The sequence below is a fragment of the Microcoleus sp. w1-18aA5 genome (assembly GCF_036701705.1).
GTDB lineage: Bacteria > Cyanobacteriota > Cyanobacteriia > Cyanobacteriales > Microcoleaceae > Microcoleus.
Genome location: NZ_JAUPTE010000036.1, coordinates 41,532 through 63,692, shown reverse-complemented (window position 1 = coordinate 63,692; position 22,161 = coordinate 41,532). Strand labels below are relative to the sequence as shown.

Below are 22,161 nucleotides of genomic sequence, written 5' to 3'. Positions count from 1 at the left end.
GAATCCATTGAAAAACTAGAATCACTGTTACATAAACTTTTAAATGAAGGAGAATTAATTATGAAATGGAACCGAAAAATCAAAAACAAAGGTAACGCGAGTTAATGCAGTTTAGATGTCGAACAGCTTACGAGGTTTGTGGCCCTAGAATGAAACGCCACAAACCGCCCGTCGGCTGAGATGGATGGATTGCCGGAATACTTGTTCCCCTGATTGCCTGCTGAGTCTACAGAGACGCGGGTGGTGGTATCTGTCAACGAGTCCCGCACGAAGATGTCGTTGGTATTGTTAGTGTCCCCCGGTACGAGGTTGGTGGCATTAGACCAAAATGTCACAAACCGCCCGTTGGCTGAGATGGAGGGTTCGGTGGAAAGGTTGTTCCCCTGATTGCCGGCTGAGTCAACTGAGACACGGGTGGTGGTATTGGCTAGCGTGTCGCGCACAAAGACATCACTACTAGCGTTAGTGTCCCCCGGCACGAGGTTGGATGCTGGAGATCCAAACACCACAAACCGCCCGTCGGACGAAATAGAAGGATAGGAGGATACCGATGGACCTTGATTGGCCTGATTGCCTGCTGAGTCAACTGAGACGCGAGTAATATTCATAAACCCTCATCTTTCAATAGTCCGAACTGTTTTTATTTCGTAGTCTGAAACCCTCGATTTTCCGTTGGTAGCTCGATCGCCTTGGAGCCTTTAAACCCTTATTCTACGGCTGGTAATCAAAAACTGTCCGAAGTATTAATATTTAAGAGTAGAACTTTGGAGATGGGTTTTGCGATCGCACGGCAATTGGCGCTATTTACACTTTCTGCCCGAACCGACGAAAGCGGTTGCTATATCAATACATTTTAAAATTTCCCTCTTCCTTCCTCCCTCTTTCTTTTTCGTTGAATATCTGCCTCCTGACTATTGACGAATGCTCAATAATTAATCCGTGTATCCGTGTCAAAATCCATATTTTGCCTGACCGAAAGCATCCAGGATACAAGCCCTCGGATTCATACGTCCAGAAATAAAAAACCTGTATCCCATAAACAAGCCCCCGAATTTATCCGTGGGCTCAATGCTTCAATTCTAAAATCTAAAATCTAAAATCTAAAATCTAAAATCGATTGACTTCATCCTTGCATCACAACCCGTTCCGGGAGACTGACAATAAAAGTTGAACCTTTACCGTCCTCGCTTTCAACGCTAATTTCGCCACCGAGAATTTGACACAAACGCTGGCTAATTGTCAATCCCAAACCTGTGCCTCCATACTTGCGGGTAGTCGAAGCATCAGCTTGGGTAAAAGGTTTAAATATCTGCTCTAATTGCTCGTTTGTCATTCCAATGCCCGTATCGCTAACTCGAAACATTAAAACTTGAGAAGTGTAGTTTGAACCCGATTGAATATCATTATTTTTATTTGGTTTCGTCGGTCTAGATTTTTCAATTTTAATTCTTTCGACGCCGATAGTAATGACGCCTTTTTCGGTAAATTTGGCAGCATTGCTGAGCAAATTAAGGAGAATCTGTCGCACTTTCGGTTGATCGGCGTACATTGTGCCGAGTTCGCCTTTTGTTTTCAGTGCTAAAGCATTGCCTTTTTTTTCTACTAGCGGTTGAGCCGTAGTCATCACTTCTTCAATCATGGTCGCCACGTCGAAGTTTTCCAAATAAAGGGTGACGTGACCGGCTTCTATTTTGGAAATATCGAGGATGTCGCTAATCATATCCAGCAGGTGTTTGCCTGCGGTTTGAATTTTTTCTAAGTCCGGGAGAAAGTCTTCTGAACCAGAATCTTGAGCATCTTCTTGCAGCATTTCGCTGTAGTTAATGATGGCGTTGAGGGGGGTGCGTAGTTCGTGGCTCATGTTGGCGAGAAATGCACTTTTTGAGCGGTTTGCAGCTTCGGCAGCTACTTTTGCTTCGTGCAATTCTTCTGTGTATTCTGCTACTCTTTGGATCAGTTCGTTGAGGGAAATTGCTAGCATTCCCACTTCGTCGGAAGTAGTGACGGGTACTTGCAGGTCAAAGTTAGATTCTTCTGTCACTCGCTGAGCAATGAGGGTGGTGGCTTCTAGGGAGCGAGCGATCGCCCCGCTGGTGTATGCTGCTAGAATTGCTGCGATCGCACCTGATATCAAGAGAGAGCCAACGAGAATGAGAGTTCCGAGTTTTTCGGCATTTTCGTAGGTTCTCAATGCCTCGTCTGCTTTCTCGCGAAAGTTGATGGCCAGTTCGGCTGAATCCTCGGAAAACTGTTTGAGTTTCAAAGCAGTTCCCCCCGCCACAAAATTGTTCAAGTTCCTGCCGAAAGCCTGCTGCTGTTGCGGATTCAAAGCAGATAATTTCGCAGTAGCCAACAATTTTTGTACTTGTTGAAAGTATGATTCTACGGTTTTGCCGTTGACTTGAGCGAACTGTTGAAGCTGTTGGTAGTCTTTGGCAATATCGGCATTCTTCGTCGGCGGTAGGGTTTGCAGTTGTTCGAGGATGCCGCTCATCTGAGCAACGCGAGTCAGGAATTCCGATCGTTCGCGATCGAAAATTTGCGGTTTGGTCGTCAGACTCGCGAGCTCTTGCTGCTGAATTCTGACTTCCTGCACCGTGTGATTGAGGTTTGTTAAGATTTCCGCTTTGTCTCGGTCGATCGCTAGTTTTTCTCTAACTTGCTGTTTGTGATAGGATTCTACTCCCCGTCCCGCCACAGCACCCAAAACGGCAATACCAATGACCAAGGCGTATCCGCAGCCGATTTTCTGCCTGATGCCCAAGCGGCCCAACAGACTTTTCAACCCTATTTGAGGACGGTTCTGCAGTTGATTTTTCAAAGCTAAGGTTAAAGACATGGGCAATGTACTCGTCACCTTTGAGAGGCACCATCTATATTCTAATTGATGCCTGCATGAGGGTAAATAAAGTTCTGGCTTCAAGCCAGCTTTCGGCACTTATGGGGTCTTTGCAGGGTTCCACAGCTCGATCTGCTTGACAGTTTGGAGGAGTTATGCGTAACAAAATATAGCAGAAGGAAGAAGGCTCTTCGGCTGCCTTCGGCTACATTCCCTTCGGCAATGCGATCGGGCAAGTCGCGGTTCCTGAGCCAAGTCGAAGGGCAGGGCAAGTCGCTCAGAGTAAAAAAAGCAAGAAGTAAGAACCAGTCAATCGATTTTAGATTTTAGATTTTAGATTTTAGATTTTAGATTGAAGCCTTGACCCCACGGATGAATCCGGGGGCTTGTATCCTGGATGCTTTCGGTCAAAGCCATGGTTTCAGATAATTGAAGTCATTAATAACCTACTCACCGTCTGGCGTGGTTGCGAGATAAGTTGCGAGTTATAAGTTGCAAGTTATGAGTTAGATTTCTAATTAAAAACTCTACTCTACTCGCAACCCACAACTCTATCGCTGTTCCCCTACTGGCAAAGTCGAAATTGTGCTATCTCAGCAGGAATTCTTGAAGCATTAGGTACGCTAGCAGAGGCAGGAACGAAGATTCCCAGGCCGTAACTGCAACCCTCTGCCGTCGTGCATTCCCCAGGCTTAGCAGTGATTTGATATTCGCCTTGGGAGGGGGGAGTAAAAGAGATTGACGCCAATTCGCCTGTTTTTTGACTCACAGCGACTTCCTGACCGCTTGCATCCTTGAGAGATAAGTTTAAATCCTGGCAATTTCCGTCGCAAGTGGCAACAAAAACATACTCCACATTAGGATGCAGCGTTGCTCTAAAAGGAGATGAAACTTGCTTGCGAACTTGGCCCAGCAACGGCACAAATACTAATTTTTGACCGTTGCTTTTCCGCTGGTCAACTTCTGTTTTCAAGCGACAAATAACCGTTTTTTCGTTTTCGGTCAGTCCTTGAGCAATAGCATTTCCTACGATTGTAGTACCGAGGAGCAGGGCCATGCCGGAAATAACCAGATGTTTGATATTCATTGATGTCCGGTAAAGTTAATTTTGGGTGATTGCAATAGACCGCTTTTGTCAGCAGTCTATTAGTTTATCTGGAGCCTATCACATTTGTTGACTTTTCCGAAAAAACAGATCGGATCAAAGTGCGATCGAAATTAGGGCGATCGGCATCGGTATCTAGAAACCCGCTTTCTGGGTCGATGCGGAGCAGCTAAACCTAAGATTTCTAGTATAGACGGGGTTTAACAAAACCGGAGTGAGTCCAAGACTGTAAATGTCTGATAGAGGTTCCCAGATTCCACCCCAACAACATAATCCTGTCCCTGTCAATATACAAATCGGTTGAAACTTGTGGCAATACTAGACTAACAAAACTCCGAAGGCAAGAGTTAGCTCGTACTCCTACCATTTTCCTTCTTTTTACCCGATCGCGAAGTCGAAGGGCTTTCTTCCCATCATTTATCACTGTTCCGAAATTTCCACGCGGGCACAAACTTAGAATCTCCCCAAACGCCGCGGCGATTTTTCTTAGCTTCGGCTTCCGCTTGTTCCAAAATACTTGCACTCGGACAGTTTTTCAAGTAAGGACGGTAAACCATTGCTAATCCTTCGCGGGTCAAAACTTCTTGGGCAAATGTACCATTTGGCAAGCGAACTTCGCTAACTTTGCGGCCGTAGCGGTCAGTATCCGTGACGGTCAAAACAACGCGACCGCCCCCTTGTTTAACTAGCTGCTGCATTCTTTGGTGCGCTAGATTTCCCCACTTAAATTGATTTTTTTTTGCTGCTGCTTTGCTATTTTTCTCAGCATTTGTGTGCGCGACTTCCGGTGCATCAATACAGGCAAAACGCACTTTTATATCTTTCCCGGCGGCATCGCTGGCGACAAGGGTGTCGCCGTCGCTGACTCGCTTGACAGCATAGTTGTTGGGCGCTAACTTTTGTGGACACCCGAATAGTAGCAATAGCAGAGCAACTGCACTTAAGGTTTTTATTTTTGGGAAAATAGCGATTTTAAGTTGGCTCATATTTCTGCCTGTACATTACTTTACATTTATGTGGTGAGTTTAATTAACCGATCGCACTTTCAGTCTTTCCCTAACGCCAAGCGTGAAAAACCATCCGGGCGCACGTACCGCTAGCCTGCGAAGTATTAACAACCTTAATGTCGCGGAACCCTGCACTTTCCAGCATTCCTTTCACCGCCAGAGCATTTGGCCCGAACCAATTCGTCGGGTCATTATTCAGTTCGCGGCCAGAGTAAAACGCCGCTGCCGGTCTTGGACAATCGAGCATATCAACGTGAGTTTCTAATATTAACTGTTTGCCGGTGACACTGAAAACTCGATCGAGGGCCAGCAGGGGATGCCTCATATGGTAAAGCACTCCCAAGAACAAAACCAAATCAAAAACCCCTACTTTCTCCGGCGAAAGGTCGAGCACGTCTATCTCCATATCTTCAACTTGAGAGTTGAGCACTCTGCGGGCTAACTCAAATCCTCCTTTGCCAACATCGGGGGATTGCCAAACAAAGGAATCTGTAGCCAAAACGCGCTTAGCCCCGCGCCTTTCGGCGGCAAAAGAATAAAATCCATCCCAAGCACCGACATCTAAAACAGTCATTCCTGCTAAACTTTGGGGAAGTCCAATTTTTTCTTCGGTTTGGGGAGATGAGGTTTTACCGCCGCCGGGAGTGATGACTCCGCAACCGAGGTCAATGCAGTGATGCCAAGTGGGAATTTTTGCTACTTCTGCTTTTAGCAACAATCTTTCGATATCTTGTAGAGAAACAATCTCCGCAGGTGCAGCTTGCGGGCTTGGCAATTGCTGAGTTTTGGCACATAGCTTGTCAAAATCTTGGCGGTAGACGGCTAATTCTTCAATCAAGCTTTCGGATAAAGGAGTGCCCGTGTCTTGCAGTTTTTGAGCTCCTTGAGAAAAGCGCAAGTTTAAATCGGTGGCGCGTTTTTTTAAGTCGTTTAACTGCTGCCACAAAGTTTGTGTTTCTGCTGTCATCATCTTGTTTTTTCTCCCAAAAGTGCGGTTGCTGCTGTCTATTTAGTTTCCATCCAATTTTGCCCAGCGTGGATGTCAACTATCAGCGGTACGCTAAGTTGCAGAGCATTTTCCATCGCAGTTCTAATTTTCGGTTGCAATTCTTCCCATTCATCGGGAGGTACTTCAAAGATTAATTCATCGTGAACTTGCAGCAGCAGCCGCGCCTGATAGTTTTGCAAAATTTTGTGTACCTCAATCATGGCAAGTTTAATGATATCAGCACTGGAACCTTGAATGGGAGCGTTGGCTGCGGCCCGCAAAGATTGGGCGTCATCTCTGCTGAGAGATTTAAGTTCGTTTGAGCGAATGTCTTCGGGATTGCTGCCTTGTAAGCGGCGGAGGCTGCCATTTTTGTCGAAGTTTAGATAGCGGCGGCGGCCGAGTATTGTGGTAACGTATCCGAGGGCGATCGCCTCTTTTTTCACTTTCTCCAAATATTCAAAAACTTTACTGTAACGCTCGTTAAATCGGCGAATAAACTCCTTCCCATCTGCTGCGCTTTTACCCATCGATTTGCCAAACTTAATCGCCCCCATACCGTAAACTACCCCAAAATTAATCGTTTTGCCAAACCTACGCTCGTCGGGAGTTATTTCTTCCTTTTCAAACAACAATTGAGCCGTCACGGTATGCACATCTCGGTTATTTTGATAAGCTTCAATTAACACAGGTTCTTGACTCAAGTGAGCCAAAATTCGCAGTTCAATTTGAGAATAGTCAGCCGACACCATCAGCCAACCTTCTTCTGGTACAAAAGCCTTGCGAATTTGCTTAGAAAATTCCGTACCGATTGGAATATTCTGCAAATTAGGATTAGAAGAAGACAGACGACCTGTGTCTGTAACAGTTTGATTGAAATCAGTATGCAATCGCTGAGTATCGGGACGCACCCGCTTCGGTATAGCATCTACATAGGTAGAGTAAAGCTTTTGCAGGGTACGGTAATCTAAGATAGCATCGACAACCTTATGGTCTCCTTGCAAATTTTCTAGGAAGCCAGCATTAGTGGAGTAGAAGCCTGTCGCAGTTTTACTAGACTTTTTGGTGTTTAGCTTGAGTATGTCAAACAGCAGTTCACTCAACTGGGAGGGTGAGTTCAACTTTAAAAGTTCACTGGGTGATGTGTTGTAAACTTTCTGTTTGATCTCAGCTAAATCCAGGTTGTTTTTTGGCAAGACTTTCTTGAGAAAAGGCTTTAAAATTGCACTGGGTACGGTCTCGTAAACTTTCTGAGGAACCGTCCCTAAAGTTGGTTCGATATGTTCGATTTTTTCGGCGAGATAAGCATTGAAATCCTCAAGAGGTATGGCGTTATAAATTTCCTGCTCAATTGCTGCTAATCGCGGTTCCATTTCATTGGATAGTTCTTTAAGATATCCTGTGTCTATGCGAACCCCCTGATATTCCATTTCAGCTAAAACTGGTTCTAAAGGCTGTTCTACTTCCAGCAGTAACCCGCGCAAAGTTTTTCCGGGAAAGCTGGATTTATCAGCTTCCTTCAATTCTGCTCTAAGTTTATTTACTAACCCAAATGTGGTGTGAACATCCATGCCACAGTAGTCCGCTACCGCCGGAATGCTGATGTCAGCAATTGTTTTGTTTTTCGGTACTAATTCATTGTAACTTTTGGCTACAATTCCTAAGTATTTCTTTGACAGTTCGCTGAGACTGTGGCTGGTTTCGGGATTGAGTACGTAACTGGCTAGCATGGTGTCGAAGACGACTCCGGCTAGTTTGATTCCCTGACAGCGTAGGATCGATCGATCGAACTTAGCATTTTGCAGCGCTTTGGGATAATTCTCGCTTTCCAAAATCGGACGCAAAGCAGTTAAAACTGTGGCTTTGTCCAAGTTTTTGCCCGTTTTATGTCCCGTGGGAATGTAAGCGAGATCCTCTTCACCCGTTCCCCAACAGCAGCCAATTCCGACTAATTCGGCGTCTCGCGGTTCGATGGCGGTGGTTTCGGTATCCCACGCCACGGGTGAGGTTTTGTCGGTGAAAGTTTCCAGCAGTTGGACTAATTCGTTTAACTGTTCGGTTGTTTGAATTATTCGGGGTTTAATTGGCAGTTTGTTTTCCTGCTGGGCGGCTAGGGTTTCTGCCAAACTGTAAAATGTGTCACTTTCATCTTCTGAAATTTCAGAAGATGAAAGTGACTTATCTATTGTGGGGTGGGCATCTTGCCCGCCCTTTGCAACAGGCAAGATGCCTGTTCCACTGTCGGCAACAGGCATCTTGCCTGTTCCACTCTCCATTGAATTGATTGTGGGGAGTAGGGGTTGGGCATCTTGCCCGCCCTTTGCCAATGGTTCTTCTACACCACCAAAACGCTTTTGAATTTGTTTAACTTTGCTTAAAAATGTCTTAAATTCCAACTTTTCCAGCATGGGAATCAAGGCTGATTCGTCAAAACCTATAAGCTGGCAATCTTCTAAGTTGATTTCTAATGGCACGTCTTGGACAATTGTCGCCATGCGTTGAGAATGATAAGCAGCTTCTTTGCCTTCTTCTAGCTTTTTCTTAGTTGCTCCTTTAATCTCATCGATGGCTGCATAAATTCCATCAAGGGAATTGTAAGCTTCCAGCAATTGCAGGGCGGTTTTGTCGCCGATGCCTTTGACTCCGGGGATGTTGTCGGATTTGTCGCCGCAGAGGGCTTTGTAATCTATTACTTGTTCGGGCAAAATACCGAGTTTGGCTTTGACTTCTTCCGGGCCGTATTCTTGGGATTTGCCTTTGCCCGATCGCCTGAGTTCATCGGTACTCAAATACAATACGCTGATTTGTTTGTCGGTTTCTACTAATTGAAACAAATCTCGATCGCCCGTGAGGATTTTGACCTGATAACCGGCCGCGCTGGCTTTGTTTGCCAAAGTTCCCAAAACATCGTCCGCCTCGTAGCCCGGAGCAGTTATTGCAGGTAAATTCAAATAGGTGAGAAGCTCTTGCAGGTTTTTGATATCCGGCTTAAAATCTTCCGGTGTTTCGGCTCGACCGGCTTTGTAGGTGTCGTCTGCTTCGTGACGAAATGTGGGTGTGGCGAGGTCAAAGGCGATCGCCATGTACTGGGGGTCGTGGGCCGCCATTACTTCCAGCAGCGACTTGAGAAAGCCAAAACAGACGCTGGTGGGAATGCCTGTTGTCGTTCGCAAGCCTCCGTCTCGACTTTTGGCGAAGGCGAAGTAGGAGCGAAAGGCCAGAGAGTGGCCGTCAACTAAGATGAAGATGGGAGCTTGATTTGCCGACACAGACACAAATACCGATCGCACGAAAGGATTTTCTCATTGTACTCAGTTGTCCGCCTGCATTGATCGACCGGAAGGATGGCCCGCAGACTTGAGGACGCTTGACACTTGAGTGGATCTCGGCTTACTGTGCAGCTTGGCTAAGAATAGTACAAGATGTTAAGTACGATTCCCTACGGGATAGCTTCGCTTCACGCGAATTTACAAACACCTGCCCGAAGCCTATGGCTGACATTAACCGATGCTACGAAATCCTCGAAATTGAGCCGGGAAGTTCCCTCGAAGAAATTAAGCGCGCTTACAGGGATTTAGCGTTTGTGTGGCATCCCGATCGGTTTGCCCACAATGACCGCCTGCAACAAAAAGCTCAACAACGATTAACAGAAATTAATGAAGCTTACCAGCAGTTGGTGTTGTTTCTGAGTCAGCCTGAATCGAGGTTGATCGAAAAACAGTTTCAGCAGCCACCGCCGCCTGCGCCGGAAAAACCGCTGAGAAGGCGTTCTGGAAAATCAGCCGCCAGGCCTGCTTCCCAGCGCCGTCAAACCCGCCCAAAAGCCGCCTCCAAAAAATTTCTCACTCAAAAAAACTCTTCAAGCAAGAAACGATTTACCACTCAAAATCGCCAAGCGTGGCGGGGCACAAAGCAACCAGGGCGAAGCGTTGCGAGGCAAGCACGGCCATCTCAACACTACCGAAAGCTTACCTCGAAAAGGAAAACAGAATTTTCCACTCAATACTCAAAACCGCGAAGCGCGCCGAGGGAAGTGCGGCCATCTCAACACTATTCAAGCTTCCCCTGGTGGCCGCTGGCAATCGCCGTGGCGAGTTACGCTTTGACCGGTTGGATTTTGACGGTATCAGAATCAGACGCCCCGCTGTGGATGTGGGCTTTAATCTGCGGTGCAGATTGGCTGTGGGCGGCGATTTTGCTGGCGGAGGGTTCGGCAACGCCTAGAGTGTGGCTGGCGGCGTTAGTTTTGGCTGGGGCGGTAGGGGGGTCGATCGCCGGTTTTCAGGCGGGAGGAAAGGTCACAGGGGCTGCTTGGGGCGCTGTTGGGGCTGGTTTGGGGGCGATCGCCAGTTCCGAGGCTGAGTCGCGGGCTGTGGCTGCTGTTTTGGCTGTAGGGGGAGTGGTGACAGTGGTGGGATTGATGGCTGGAACGGATTCGGGGAATTGGGTTAAGGCGTTGGTGACGGCGGTGTGTTGGGCGATTGTTGGCTTGACGTGCGGGCTGGCGACGGAACTAGGCGTGAATTCTGGCGGCCCCGTGGGGCTCTCTGGTGCGATCGGGCTGGGGATTGGGGCGTGGGCGGGGGTTTTGGCTGGGGCGGGTTCGGGGGTGATCGTCGAAGCCTTGGCTATCGCCGGGTCTAAGACTGTTTATGGGGCTTGGGCTGCGATCGGCATTATTGCTGGAGTTGTGGCGCGGATGGTAGCGGCAGAAAGGTTGAGCCACAACGGCAGCGGGCTTTACACGGTTATCCTGTTGGTGGCTACTTCGGGTTTCGGGCTGTGGCTGGGAAGTTGGTTGGGCGATCGTATCTTTTGAATTAGTCAGTTGTCAGTTGTCAGTTGTCAACACTCAACACTCAACAATTCCGGAGGATTGCAACCGGAATTGATCTAAATTCCAGCACTTATCGCTTTTCAGCAGCGCTTCAAACTCAGCGCTTGGCAAAGCATGACTGAAAAGATAGCCTTGAATTTCGTCACATTCGTACTCGCACAAAAAATCAAGTTCCTGCTCATTTTCTACCCCCTCAGCCACCACCGTCATGTTCATGCAGTGTGCCATTTGAATAATCGCTATTGTTATCGCTGCATTTTGGCGATCGTCTGCAATGTTGCGAATAAAACTCTTGTCTATTTTTATCGCATCAAACGGAAAGCGTTTCGGATAACTCAAAGAAGAATATCCAGTCCCAAAATCATCAATTGCTATCCTAATACCCTGATCTTTCCACATCGTAAAAGCTTTAGCTGCTGCAATTTCGTCTTGCAAAACCAGACTTTCCGTCAATTCTAATTCCAAACACTTGGGATCAAGACCAGTTTCTGTTAATATCTCCCTGACTCTTTCCGTGAAATTTTTGCGCTCGAATTGACGGGCTGACACGTTAACTGCCACTCGCAGGGGCGGCAAACCTGCTCTTTGCCATGTTTTAGTTTGCCTGCAAGCAGTCTCTAATACCCATTCACCCAACGGCGCAATCAAGCCAATTTCTTCAGCCATCGGAATAAATTCCCCCGGAGAAACTCGCCCCCGTTCTGGATGATTCCAGCGCACCAAAGCTTCAGCACCAATAATTTTACCTGTTTTGATTTCTATTTGCGGCTGATAGTATACTTCAAATTCTGAGCTTTTTAAAGCCTGGCGCAGTGAAGTTTCTTGAAGAAGTGTATTGATAAACAAATTAGCATTTTTTGCCGTATAAAAATGATAAGTATTGCCGCCTTTCTGCTGAGATTGATACATTGCTATATAAGCATTTTTCAGCATTTCATCTCCGTCGGTGCCGTCACCGGGATACAAGCAGATCCCCATACTAGCAGTGACAGAAACTTCGTAATCTTTGACAATCATACCTTGGGATACAATATCTAAAATGCTTTGAGCAATCTTAGCCACATCCTGTTTTTCTGCAACTGGTTTGAGAATCAGCGCGAATTCGGCTGCTTCCAAACGAGCAACAATATTAATATTTTCCATGCAGTTAGTTAGCCGCTGGGCGATGCTGCAAAGCACCGAGTCCCCGATATCGTGTCCCCAGGTACTGTTAATGCGGTTGATTTTATCTAAGCTAAGCGTGACAACTGGAACGACTCCTGACAATTCTTTTTGACCATCTAATTCTCGACTTAACTTTTCTCGCAAAAATGAACGGTTCGGCAGGTTTGTCAAGCTGTCATACTGATGTCGGTAGAGTGCCAGTTGAATAGTTGTGTGCAAGTTTTTTTCTTCAAATGGCTTGACAATATATCCGAACGGTTTTGTACTATTGACTCGTCGCAAAGTAGTTTCATCGGCATAAGCTGTCAGATAAACTACCGGAATTTGAAAGCGCAAGCGAATTTCTTCGGCTGCTGTAATGCCGTCGATTTCTCCTTGCAGGTTGACATCCATTAAAACTAAATCCGGGCGCAAGTTGGCTGCCGATTCAATCGCTTCTTCTCCAGAATAAACCATGCCAGTTATTCTATATCCTAGAGATATCAAACTGTCGGAAATGTCTTCCGCAATGATGCTCTCGTCTTCAACGATCAGAATTTTTTTGTTGGACACTATTTTTTCTCCTCAGAGTGCAAATTGGGTTGAGAAAAGGTTATTCTAAAAGTCGTGCCAGGAGTTTCTAACAGTTCTATTCTCCCCCGGATTTGCTTGACTAAAGACCCGACCAGTCGCAAACCCAAAGTTCGGGCTTTGCGATAATCTAAGTCTTGAGGGAAACCAATTCCGCTGTCGCTCACAGTTAGCACGCAAACTCTGTTATTATCTAAAGTGAAATCTATGTTAATTTTACCTTTAACTTGTCCTTTAAAGGCATATTTAATGGCATTTGTCACAAGCTCGTTGATAATTAACCCGCAAGGAACTGCCGTATCAATATTAAGAGAAGACGGCGCAATATTTGTTTGCAACTTAACGCCTTCTGCATGAATTTCATAAGCTTGGAATAAATTGTAGGCGAGATTTTGGATGTATTCAGCAAAGTCAATGTTTGACAAGTCTTTGGATTGATACAATTGTTCGTGAACCAGGGCCATTGATCTGACTCGGTTTTGACTTTCTTTTAACATTTCACTAACGTGGCTGTCTTGGATGTAGCGTGACTGAAGTTTGAGCAAACTGGAAATAACTTGGAGGTTGTTTTTGACACGGTGGTGAATTTCTTTGAGGAGAACTTCTTTTTCTGCGAGGGATGCTTTGATGCCATCTTCGTCGCGCTTGCGATCTGTAATATCCCGTACTACTCCTTGAATTACTTTTCGTCCGTTAATTTCCATTGCATTTAACAGCACTTCAGCGGGAAATTCTGAACCGTCGATTCGTTTGTGTACCCAGTCAAAGCGACAGCTACCTGTTTGCATTGCTGTCGATATTCTCTGTATTGCTAGACTGGATGAGTCTTGTCCACTAGGCTGAAATTGTGGGGAAAAGTCGCTCAGTTTTTTGCCGTAAAATTGTTTTGTGCTGCTACAGCCAAATATTTTTAAAGTAGCGAGGTTGCAGTCAAAAAACTCCTTTTCGTCAAGCAACATTACTGCGTCGCTGGTGGCTTCATAAAGGCTGCGAAATTTGTGTTCTGATTCTTGCAACGAGCAGATCAATTGGTTTTTGATAGCTTCCGCACGCTTGCGGTCGGTAATGTCTATTCCTACGGAAACTGCTGCGGTTCCCTGATGATATTTCTGAGCGACTATCAAATAGTTTCGGACGAAACCGTTAATTTCAATGTCTATTTCTTGACAGGTTTGCTGAGATGAACTGGCAAAAAATTTTCTGATCAGTTCTCCGAAAGTCGAGCCTTTGTCGAGAAAGTTGATTTCTTGACCGACAAAGCTTTCAGGAGACAGGTTGAATGAGGTTGCTAGGTGCTGGTTGACTCCGATATACCGCAAATCTGAACTGATCCAAGAAATCAGTCCGGGTACGGCATCCAAAACGGCGCGAAGTTGGTCTGTAGCTTCTTGGAGTGCTTCTTCCGATCGCTTGTGATCGCTAATATCTGTTGCCGTTCCGCACAAGCCTAAAATAGCGCCGTTTTCAGCTTGGTTGACGATGCTGTTGACGCGCAGGTGGACGGGAGTACCGTCTTTGCGAATGTGTACTGTTTCGTAAGGAGAATTAGCTGTTTGTGGCTGAAGTTTGGTTCTCGCTAAAAGTTGGGCAAATATTTCTCTTGGTCTACTTTCTTGATCGGAAACTAAAAAATCGGTGAAGCGGCGTCCGATCATTTCTGGCGGTTCGTAACCGTAGATGCGTTTGGCGGCGGAATTGACAAAAGTCAAGAGGCCTTCAATATCGATCGACCAAATCAATTCTTGGGAGGTTTCTACGAGGTTGCGGTACTTTTTTTCGCTTTCGGCAAGTGCTGCATTGAAGACTGCCGTCTGCTGCTGAAGTCTCTCTTCTAATTCTTGATTTGCCGTTTCCAGAGTAGCGATGGAGTGCTCGCGCTCGGTAATTTCAGTAGAAACACCAACTGCGCCGACAACTTCGCCGTTTCCATCTCGCAGGGCTGCCGATCGAATTTCGTGAATAAAATGCCTCTCTCGGATGTTCCAAGTACGATCGTTTCCTGCTAGTACCTCGGCAATATTTTCTAAGATATCTGGTTGGCTGCTGTAAACTTCAAAAATCGATCGCCCGACAGTTGCACCTGGTTTGAGTCCCAAATTTTCTAATTCTTTCCCTGCTGCAAGGGTTAACTTGCCTTCTCTGTCTGTTGCCCACAGGAAAATTGGGGCACAACTGACAGCGGTGTGAAGGGTTTCGTTGGCTTGTTTAAGCCGATCGATTTCTGCGTGAAGCAGATCCTGGGTGGTGTTTAGTTCTACCGTTAGTCGATCGGCTTTTTGCTGCCAACTGGCAGCAGTATCGCACATTTCTGCGAAATTGCGGGAACGACAGATGGATTGGTTGCAGTGTGACATGGTTACTCTAGGGCGCACTGTATATTTAACCCTAGCCTATCTTTTAAGCATAAACTTTTTAAGTCAAATATTACAATTAGCAGGAATACTCATCCGACCAAGATGCGATATATTAAAGCTACTTTAAAGGATTCAGAAATTGCGGCTAACTTAGGATTTATGGCGACGGTTCACAAATTGATAATAAGCTGAATAATGCCTGCCACTCGGTATTTTTACGGTAACAATTTGTATTAGTGAAAAAAGAATTTTCGCAATCTTCGGCTTGCACAAGAACTGGGATTGTAAATTTATTATATTTGTTTGCGTAGATTCACGCACCGAGGAAGAGGGAATCGGGAAAATTGAAATATTAAACAGTCCAGGACGCACTCTTGATATCATGTCCGGTCAATTACCAGTCATAACAGGTGTTTGTAGTTAGGAAGTCCGTCCGAGCGAGTTTTATGAGAATAGTCCTGGACGCAGGCTTGCCTTGCGAAACCGGGTTTATACGAAAAAAGATCGGGTTGAGTGATAAAAAATATAAGAATAATATCCTTTGGGTTTGCATCGGAATAATATTGTTTTAGTCGGGTATTCGCGAAAATTCAATTAATAGCCCTCAATTAAATTGCAACTTTAGGCAAGCTCCAAACCTATAGCCGAGCAGTCATTCCCTATTCTTCAATCTAAAATCTAAAATCTACAATCTAAAATGGTATAACTCCCCAAATTTTGACAGTTTTGTCTATACTACCACTGATAATAGTTTCACCATCCGTGCTAAAAGTAAGACAAGTAACAGAGCTTTGATGTCCGCTGAGAGTGTAAAAGTTGTCGCCGCTACTGGCATTCCAAAATTTGATATTACCATCCGCGCTAGCACTGACAACAGTGAGTCCGTCTGGGCTAAAGGCGATCGCATTTATCGAGTTAAAATGCCCTGCCAATGTGATTGGACTATCTGGATTCGATAGCTGGCGCAGTTGAATGTTTCTGTCCCAGCCGCCAGTAGCCAAAGTCTGCCCGTCTGGACCCAAAGCCAGACAATTCGCATAACCCTTAATTGTTTGGAAGCATTCTCTGCTGCGGAGGTTCCACAGTTTAATTGTACCGTCAGAACTGCTGCTAGCGAGAGTTTGTGCGATCGGGCTAAAAGCAATACTAACAATTCCTGCTTTATGAGCTCCCCAAGTTAAAAGATTGCCAAAAGTACAGATTAACTTTCCCGTTTCTAAATTCCAAATTTTGATAGTAGTATCTGCCGAACCGCTGGCGATAACTTGACTGTCGGGACTGACGGCAATTGCGCTAATTTCCGCTTCATGTCCGAGGGAAGTATGCTGCAATTCTCCTCCCTGCCAAATTTCGATCGCACGGTGTTTCGGAGTATTTCTGCTCCTCACAAAAACTTCGCTTTCTTTGCAAAGTACAAAAGTTTCTTGAGCGCGGGGATACTTGTCAACAGTATAGAGTATTTCTCCTGTATCAACATCGCAAATTCTAATTATTTTCCCGTGCAAACTCGCCGTGCGATCGCCTCCGGGACTAATCGCAACATTTGTCCCAGTTTTGACACTGCGGATGCAGTCAAAAAGCTTGTAAGGCACGAAGTCTTTTAAAGCTTGACGCACTAGAGGTTCTGTCCTCGATCGCAAAATTAAATAAGCAACTCGCTGCACTTCTGGTGCGGGGTCAAGCAGCGCCTCAATTGCTAAATTTAAACCAGCGCCTCCGTATTTAGGAGCATCTTTAACAGCGGCAATCCGAGCCTCGATACTAGGACTGTTGAAGCGCTGCTTGACCCCGGCGATGCCTCCCAAAACTGCACCGGCGATCGGGATTTGACTTTGGCCGCCGAGGACGGCATCATATTCTCTGGGTTGGTTAGAATTGTCGGGCATCATACGATTTTAGATTTTAGATTTTAGATTTTGGATTGAAGAATTGGATTAGTAAAAAAAGCGAACTCACGCACGGATAAATCGGGGCAATTGTTATCGGATACTCTGTGGTAATTTTCTGCACATATGAAGCCGGGGTCTTGTAACCGGGCTGCTTTCGGTGACGCTAAAACCTCGTTTAAGCTCGCAACTTATAACTTATTGACTGTTGCACTTTATAGTATTATAATCAAATCAGCGTTTCACACACAAATCCGAAAGTGATATGTCACACTTCACAACGATCAAGGTTCAGATCAAGAACGGCGAACTGCTACATCAAGTGTTGGAAGAGTTGGGTTATCAAGTAGAGTGCAATGTGCAGGTACGGGGTTATCGCGGTGACAAAACTAATGCCGAGTACGTGATTCGGCAATCCAATGGTTACGATTTGGGTTTTCGCCGCAGCGAAGAGGATTACGAATTGGTGGCGGATTTTTGGGGCGCTCGAATTAATCAGCAGGAATTTGTCAATTCAATTAGTCAAAAATACGCGCGCAAAAGTTTGATGGCGGCGGTGCAGTCAGAGGGTTTTCATGTTGAAGAAGAGGAAACTTTGGCAGATGGAACGCTGAGAGTTGTAGTGGGTAGATGGGTTTAAGACTCGCCCTTGATTAACTCGTTTTTACCTATCAAGAGGAATCACCATGTGGCGATCGGCGATCGTACTAATTATCCTCGCGCTTGTAGTTGGCATTGTAGGCGCGATCGCCCTTGGAGCATACCGCTGGCATCTCGGTACCAAGGAACTGCGAGCAAATCTGGAATCTGGGCGCTTGCCGATTAAACCTCTGACATTTGATGCGCGGGAAATCGCCGATTTACCCCAGCCAGTGCAGCGCTACTTTGGCGCGGTGCTCAAGGATGGACAACCGCTAATTGCAACAGCGCGGGTTTCCCACGAAGGCACGTTTAACATGAGCGAAACCGCAGAAAAATGGAGCGCCTTCACCTCAACTCAACTGGTAGTTACTCAGCGCCCTGGCTTTGATTGGGACGGGCGAATTGCCATGATGCCCGGTATCAATGCGTTTGTTCATGATGCCTACATTTCTGGCGAAGGCATCCTCCATGCAGCGCTGCTTGGCCTGGTGACTCTGGCGGATATCCGCGGCACTCCAGAAGCTGCACAAGGGGAACTGATGCGCTTTTTCGCGGAGGCTGCTTGGTATCCAACGAGACTGCTGCCGAGTCAAGGTGTTCGCTGGGAGGCGATCGACAATTCTTCGGCCAGAGCAACGCTACAGGATGGCGACACCGCTGTTTCCCTGGATTTCCGCTTTGATGAAGCAGGGCTAATCGCCAGTATCCACGCCGATGCCCGCGCCCGTACAGTTAACGGCGGGCTGATGTTTGCGCCCTGGCAAGGCCGTTTCTGGGACTACGAATTGCGAGACGGTATGCGGATTCCGCTCTCCGGTGAGGTGGCGTGGCAACTGCCTGATGGCTCGCTATTGCCCTACTGGCGCGGCCGCATCATGAATATTGCCTATGAGTTTGCACGATGATTCTAGTTTTTGTTGTGAAGTTGCTTTGCGATTGTTAGATGAGTACGATCGCGCCGATCGCCAGCGGATAGATTCTGTACGAGTTAAGATAGATGCTGCTGTTGCCATGTCCGAACATACTCCCCCGATTGACGGCGAAACCTTTATTGCAGAGATTTGCGATCGTTTCCGGCAAGTACGCGAGAGTAAACAAGGCTATACTAATTGAAATGCTTGTATGATAGTTGCATTCAATTCCTGCATTTGCTGACTTCCTAACTCGCCCAATCGTCTCAGTATTAATCTCTGTTCAAGACTGACAATCCGAGTCACTCTAACTTTAGAAGATACTTTTAATCCCGTGCTGGAAAATTCGGGATCTGAAGCATTTAAAGCAAATTCATCTAAACTTAGGCTAGTGACATTTTGCGAAGAAATGAAGCAGAGCGTAATTTCATCTATGGTTGAACTTGCCCACAGCACTAAAGCCGGACGTAACTTTTTCTGACTCAAATCTGTAAAGGGAAATTCAGCTAAAACAATATCTCCTTTTTTTAGTTAGCTTCACTAAATTGGCTCTCCATCTTCAAGGGTGTAAATATCAGGTTCGTCGTGCAGGAATTGAAATACTCCTCCGCTTTGGGCTAACTGGGTTATTTCCACAGTAGAAGGATAGGGGATGTTATTAAATAGTTTTGCTTTGATTAGCAATTGCTCCTCTTCTGAGAGTGTCTGGATGATTTGTACTAAGGATTCAATGAGTTTTGTGTTCATAGCTTAAAATATGTGGCGATATTTTATTTTACTGCGATCGGGCAACCTTCGATGATTATAACAAAGAAACTAAGTGCGATCGGACGTATTGAGTAAAATTCGCCAATAGCGCAAACTTACTCTTCCAAATTCACCTGCTTAACCGCATCCAAAGGTAGTTCTAGCACCTCTGCAATTTGCTCGTCGCTCAAGCCAAACTGCCGTAATTTACCAATTTTTCCAATATTAGCTTGATTATTGCCATGCAAGTCAGGTGTAGACTGATTTTTATCTGGGGTGGGAGTAGAGCTATCAGAGCAATTGTTGATGTAGCCTATACCAATAAGATTTTTATTGATTTTGTTTTCATTACCAAAAGTTATATTAAAATTTATTTGCCGTTCTAAAACAGATTCAAGATTACTTTTCTTAACTTGTTCGCCAAACACCTCAGATAACATTTGCAAAAGCTCGTGACTGACTTTTTTAACGTGCTGGGCGCTATAACCATAAGTTTCTGAAACGTCAGCATACTTTTGATTTTTCAGTATTCCCGCGATAATTCTGCGCTGCAAGTCATTTAGATGTTTGCCTGTCTTGGTGCAGACAGCTCGATCGACAAATTGCACTGTCTGAGGAATGTCCATAGGTGGGATGATGAGATGGCTGTAGTAACTATACCCAACTTTTACCAACTTTCCCCAACTTTTTGTAACTTTTTTGCCTCGCGCCCCAATTTTCGGAAGATCCAACTTTTTCCAATTTTCATTCTTCCCGGATTGGCATATCGTATAAAGAATAAAGTTTTAGCAGCAATAATCAAGGACATTAACTTTTAGGTTAGGTTTGCGCTTTAGTGCTAAAAAGGGTGCTGATACATAGTCTAAACCATCAATTATTCTCTAGGTATAATCAATGACAATACCAAAGCTATTAATGGCATTAATGGGATCACCAAACTCATTTGGAAGTAATCAAAAAATTACTTTAGAGAAAAATAAAGCTCTTATTACGGTAACTAAAAGAACTGTTCGTTTTTCGTATAATGTTTATCAGACTCACAATATTACAAGTTTTAGTGAAGGAGAGGTCGAAATTCCAGGGATTCCTTGGGGAATTATTGGTATTTGCTTTGTTGCTTCAATAATAATCGGTATAGGGAATGGCAATCACATAATACCAATTATACTATCCCCTGCTTTATTTTTTTTCTCACTTTTCGGTACGGTTAGGAATATCATAAGACCAAAAAATTACGGCTTTTTACTGACTCTAAATTCAGGTGACAAAACGCTATTTGTTACAAACGATAAAAAAAAGCTTAAAGAAGTAATCATAGGGATATATGACTTTATTGAAAACGAAAAAAACAATGTACATTATGAGATATCTATCAAGAATAGTGAGGTCAAAGGTAACTTAATACAGGGGAATGTCGGTGGAAATGCTTTGTTCGGTTCTGATGATTAACTGAAAATCAGACGAAAAATCAAAATCAGTAATTAGAGGATGCTATCAGCTATGGAACCAAAATCTGTAGAAATGAATAACAGTAGTTTTAAGGGCAACTTGGTTCAAGGAAACGTCGATGGAAATGTAAAGTATAAACCTATATTGGAGAGTAAATCAATGTCACAAACTTCCTATGATAATCATGGTCAGGTTGGGGCTATGGGAGACAATGCTAGGTCAGACAACAACAGTTTTGTGCAACAACAATCAGAACAGAAACAAACTCTTGCTGATGCAGCAAAAGAAATTCAAAAACTGCTCAAACAGTTAGAGGAAACTAATCCTACTGCTACTGAGGCTGAAAAGATTGCTCACGTTAACGATGAAACTACCCCCAGTCTCAAACGTCGTGCGGTTGGTGCATTGCAAGCTGGCACTGAATCTGCGATCGAAGAGTTTTTAGACAATCCCTATGTCAATGTCGGGAAGGCGATCGTTAAAGGTTGGATAAAACCAGAATAGATTGTGGTGTGGGAAGTGCGATCGCCCTAACCAGAAAACCCAAGTGCGATCGCCCGCAACTACCAAATCGTTTCAACGTAAGGAATATCATACCGCCGCGCGAGCGCTACTAAAATGCGATCGCGCGGCAATTGCTCGATCGCCTGGATGATGCAACTATCAGTCAAACAACCGGACTCACTATTGAGGATGTGCGGAATTTGCGAGATGCTCGAAATTAGAGCCAAGTTATCCACCTGCTTTCAGCCACCCAAAAACCTGCTCCACAGTCAAATCTAATGTTAAAAAACTTGGCACGGGCAACCGATCTTGTCCCGTTAACTCAACTGGTTCTCGTCCGGGAATAAATGCTAAAATAAACCGTTCCTCTGGATCGATTAACCATCCGAGCTGAGTCCCGTATTTCAAACAGTGTAAAATATTACTAATCACCTTAGTTGCTTTCTGGTCTGGGGATAAAATTTCTACTGTCCAGTCGGGATGAATTTCAAAGGAATTCGGAACTTCGCCATCCGCTTCAAAAGTGATTCTATCCCAAGCAAATACTGTAGCATCAGGTACAATAGAACGCCCGCCAAAAGTACAGCGCAATTCTGGAAAAGCAAGAGCAATTCGTTCTGTTTCCCCAACTAGATTAACAGCGTTGCAAAACTTGAGTTGCAAACGAGAATGTTTGCCTTGAGGCATAATCTTTTGGTGAATGCGTCCGTTAATAAATTCACTCGCAGGTTGAGTTTCCGGTAGTTTGAGGAAAGCTTCGAGAGTGAGAGAAATGGGAAGTGCTGCTGTCATCGCTTTGAATTCGGTGTCATTACCACTCTGCCATAATTTTATCATTAACTCTATTCTGTGTTTGTAGATCGATCGACCTCACCCTCACCCTCATCCTCCAAAATCTCACCCAAATAGCGCCGCACAAACTCCCGCGCTGCATCTATATCGAGCAACTTTAACGCCACAACCATCTTCACAAGCGTGTTGACCGTTGGATCTATCAACTCATTAAACCAACGATAGACAACAGAACTTCGCACACCCATTGCGATCGCCAATTTGTTTTGGCTAATGCCATAGGTGTTCAGCACATCTCTCAGAACTCGACCAGCTTTTCTCATGCACCCCTGAAGTTTGGGAATCGTGCGATCGCCCTTTCCCAAA

General features: G+C 45.2%; 20 protein-coding genes and 1 pseudogene. 7 read left to right on the top strand and 14 right to left on the bottom strand.

Annotation, left to right across the window (positions count from 1 at the left end; translation table 11 throughout):
• Positions 1–101 precede the first annotated feature (101 nt).
• The 6 genes from Q5691_RS15105 to Q5691_RS15080 form a co-directional block, all read right to left on the bottom strand.
• Positions 102–608: a hypothetical protein gene (locus Q5691_RS15105; RefSeq protein WP_333345449.1), complete on the bottom strand. Its 507-nt coding sequence runs from the start codon at positions 606–608 to the stop codon at positions 102–104.
• 515 nt (positions 609–1,123) lie between these two features.
• Positions 1,124–2,839 carry an ATP-binding protein gene (locus Q5691_RS15100; RefSeq protein WP_333309421.1) on the bottom strand — a complete coding sequence of 572 codons (1,716 nt, stop codon included), beginning with the start codon at positions 2,837–2,839 and terminating at the stop codon, positions 1,124–1,126.
• 565 nt (positions 2,840–3,404) lie between these two features.
• Positions 3,405–3,926, bottom strand: coding sequence for a hypothetical protein (locus tag Q5691_RS15095; RefSeq protein ID WP_333212713.1), 522 nt, complete (start codon positions 3,924–3,926; stop codon positions 3,405–3,407).
• Positions 3,927–4,357: 431 nt separating this feature from the next.
• On the bottom strand, positions 4,358–4,930 hold the full coding sequence (locus tag Q5691_RS15090; protein WP_333212711.1) for a thermonuclease family protein: 573 nt from the start codon (positions 4,928–4,930) through the stop codon (positions 4,358–4,360).
• A gap of 70 nt (positions 4,931–5,000) precedes the next feature.
• Positions 5,001–5,921: a DUF1698 domain-containing protein gene (locus Q5691_RS15085; protein WP_333345447.1), complete on the bottom strand. Its 921-nt coding sequence runs from the start codon at positions 5,919–5,921 to the stop codon at positions 5,001–5,003.
• Positions 5,922–5,956: 35 nt separating this feature from the next.
• On the bottom strand, positions 5,957–9,229 hold the full coding sequence (locus tag Q5691_RS15080; protein WP_333345445.1) for a DNA polymerase I: 3,273 nt from the start codon (positions 9,227–9,229) through the stop codon (positions 5,957–5,959).
• A 200-nt stretch (positions 9,230–9,429) separates the two neighbouring features.
• Here Q5691_RS15080 and Q5691_RS15075 point away from each other — a divergent pair, with 200 nt between their 5' ends.
• Entirely contained in the window at positions 9,430–10,758 is a 1,329-nt protein-coding gene (locus Q5691_RS15075; protein ID WP_333345443.1) for a J domain-containing protein, read from the top strand.
• A gap of 33 nt (positions 10,759–10,791) precedes the next feature.
• On the opposite strand, the gene Q5691_RS15070 is transcribed toward Q5691_RS15075, so the two are convergent.
• The 3 genes from Q5691_RS15070 to Q5691_RS15060 form a co-directional block, all read right to left on the bottom strand.
• Positions 10,792–12,492: an EAL domain-containing protein gene (locus Q5691_RS15070; protein ID WP_333212704.1), complete on the bottom strand. Its 1,701-nt coding sequence runs from the start codon at positions 12,490–12,492 to the stop codon at positions 10,792–10,794.
• Positions 12,492–14,864 (bottom strand): PAS domain S-box protein, encoded by a 2,373-nt coding sequence (locus tag Q5691_RS15065; RefSeq protein ID WP_333212702.1) that lies wholly within the window; start codon positions 14,862–14,864, stop codon positions 12,492–12,494. Before Q5691_RS15065 ends, Q5691_RS15070 begins: the two co-directional genes overlap by 1 nt.
• A 692-nt stretch (positions 14,865–15,556) precedes the next feature.
• Positions 15,557–16,753, bottom strand: coding sequence for a WD40 repeat domain-containing protein (locus Q5691_RS15060; protein ID WP_333345441.1), 1,197 nt, complete (start codon positions 16,751–16,753; stop codon positions 15,557–15,559).
• A gap of 262 nt (positions 16,754–17,015) precedes the next feature.
• Here Q5691_RS15060 and Q5691_RS15055 point away from each other — a divergent pair, with 262 nt between their 5' ends.
• From Q5691_RS15055 to Q5691_RS15045, 3 genes are read left to right on the top strand one after another with little or no spacing between them, the layout of a single operon-like run.
• Complete coding sequence (locus Q5691_RS15055; RefSeq protein WP_333345439.1) at positions 17,016–17,390, top strand: DUF1257 domain-containing protein; 375 nt, start codon at positions 17,016–17,018, stop codon at positions 17,388–17,390.
• 46 nt (positions 17,391–17,436) lie between these two features.
• Positions 17,437–18,297 carry a DUF6920 family protein gene (locus tag Q5691_RS15050; RefSeq protein WP_333345437.1) on the top strand — a complete coding sequence of 287 codons (861 nt, stop codon included), beginning with the start codon at positions 17,437–17,439 and terminating at the stop codon, positions 18,295–18,297.
• A complete protein-coding gene (locus tag Q5691_RS15045; protein ID WP_333345435.1) occupies positions 18,281–18,505 on the top strand; it encodes a hypothetical protein in 225 nt (74 codons plus the stop codon). The genes Q5691_RS15050 and Q5691_RS15045 overlap by 17 nt, the downstream gene beginning before the upstream one ends.
• Here the strand turns inward: Q5691_RS15045 and Q5691_RS15040 are convergent.
• The 3 genes from Q5691_RS15040 to Q5691_RS15030 all read right to left on the bottom strand — a co-directional run bounded on the left by Q5691_RS15040 (position 18,493) and on the right by Q5691_RS15030 (position 19,781).
• A complete protein-coding gene (locus Q5691_RS15040) occupies positions 18,493–18,819 on the bottom strand; it encodes a type II toxin-antitoxin system PemK/MazF family toxin (protein WP_333345453.1) in 327 nt (108 codons plus the stop codon). The two genes, Q5691_RS15045 and Q5691_RS15040, sit on opposite strands and share 13 nt — an antisense overlap.
• Positions 18,820–18,843: 24 nt before the next feature.
• Positions 18,844–19,050: a hypothetical protein gene (locus tag Q5691_RS15035; RefSeq protein ID WP_333212691.1), complete on the bottom strand. Its 207-nt coding sequence runs from the start codon at positions 19,048–19,050 to the stop codon at positions 18,844–18,846.
• A 116-nt stretch (positions 19,051–19,166) separates the two neighbouring features.
• Positions 19,167–19,781 (bottom strand): hypothetical protein, encoded by a 615-nt coding sequence (locus Q5691_RS15030; RefSeq protein WP_333345433.1) that lies wholly within the window; start codon positions 19,779–19,781, stop codon positions 19,167–19,169.
• A gap of 163 nt (positions 19,782–19,944) precedes the next feature.
• On the opposite strand from Q5691_RS15030, the gene Q5691_RS15025 reads away from it, so the two are divergent.
• The 3 genes and pseudogenes from Q5691_RS15025 to Q5691_RS27690 form a co-directional block, all read left to right on the top strand.
• Positions 19,945–20,499, top strand: a complete 555-nt coding sequence (locus tag Q5691_RS15025) for a hypothetical protein (RefSeq protein WP_333345431.1) — start codon at positions 19,945–19,947, stop codon at positions 20,497–20,499.
• 159 nt (positions 20,500–20,658) lie between these two features.
• The gene (locus Q5691_RS15020; protein WP_333345429.1) at positions 20,659–21,003 is read left to right on the top strand and encodes a hypothetical protein; all 345 of its coding nucleotides are present in this window, start codon (positions 20,659–20,661) and stop codon (positions 21,001–21,003) included.
• A 116-nt stretch (positions 21,004–21,119) separates the two neighbouring features.
• Positions 21,120–21,224, top strand: a pseudogene (locus Q5691_RS27690) (Rpn family recombination-promoting nuclease/putative transposase); the annotation flags it as partial.
• 7 nt (positions 21,225–21,231) lie between these two features.
• On the opposite strand, the gene Q5691_RS15010 reads toward Q5691_RS27690, so the two are convergent.
• Positions 21,232–21,840, bottom strand: coding sequence for a Uma2 family endonuclease (locus Q5691_RS15010; protein ID WP_333216945.1), 609 nt, complete (start codon positions 21,838–21,840; stop codon positions 21,232–21,234).
• Positions 21,841–21,845: 5 nt separating this feature from the next.
• Complete coding sequence (locus Q5691_RS15005; protein WP_333345425.1) at positions 21,846–22,160, bottom strand: helix-turn-helix transcriptional regulator; 315 nt, start codon at positions 22,158–22,160, stop codon at positions 21,846–21,848.
• Between the last annotated feature and the right edge of the window lies 1 nt (position 22,161).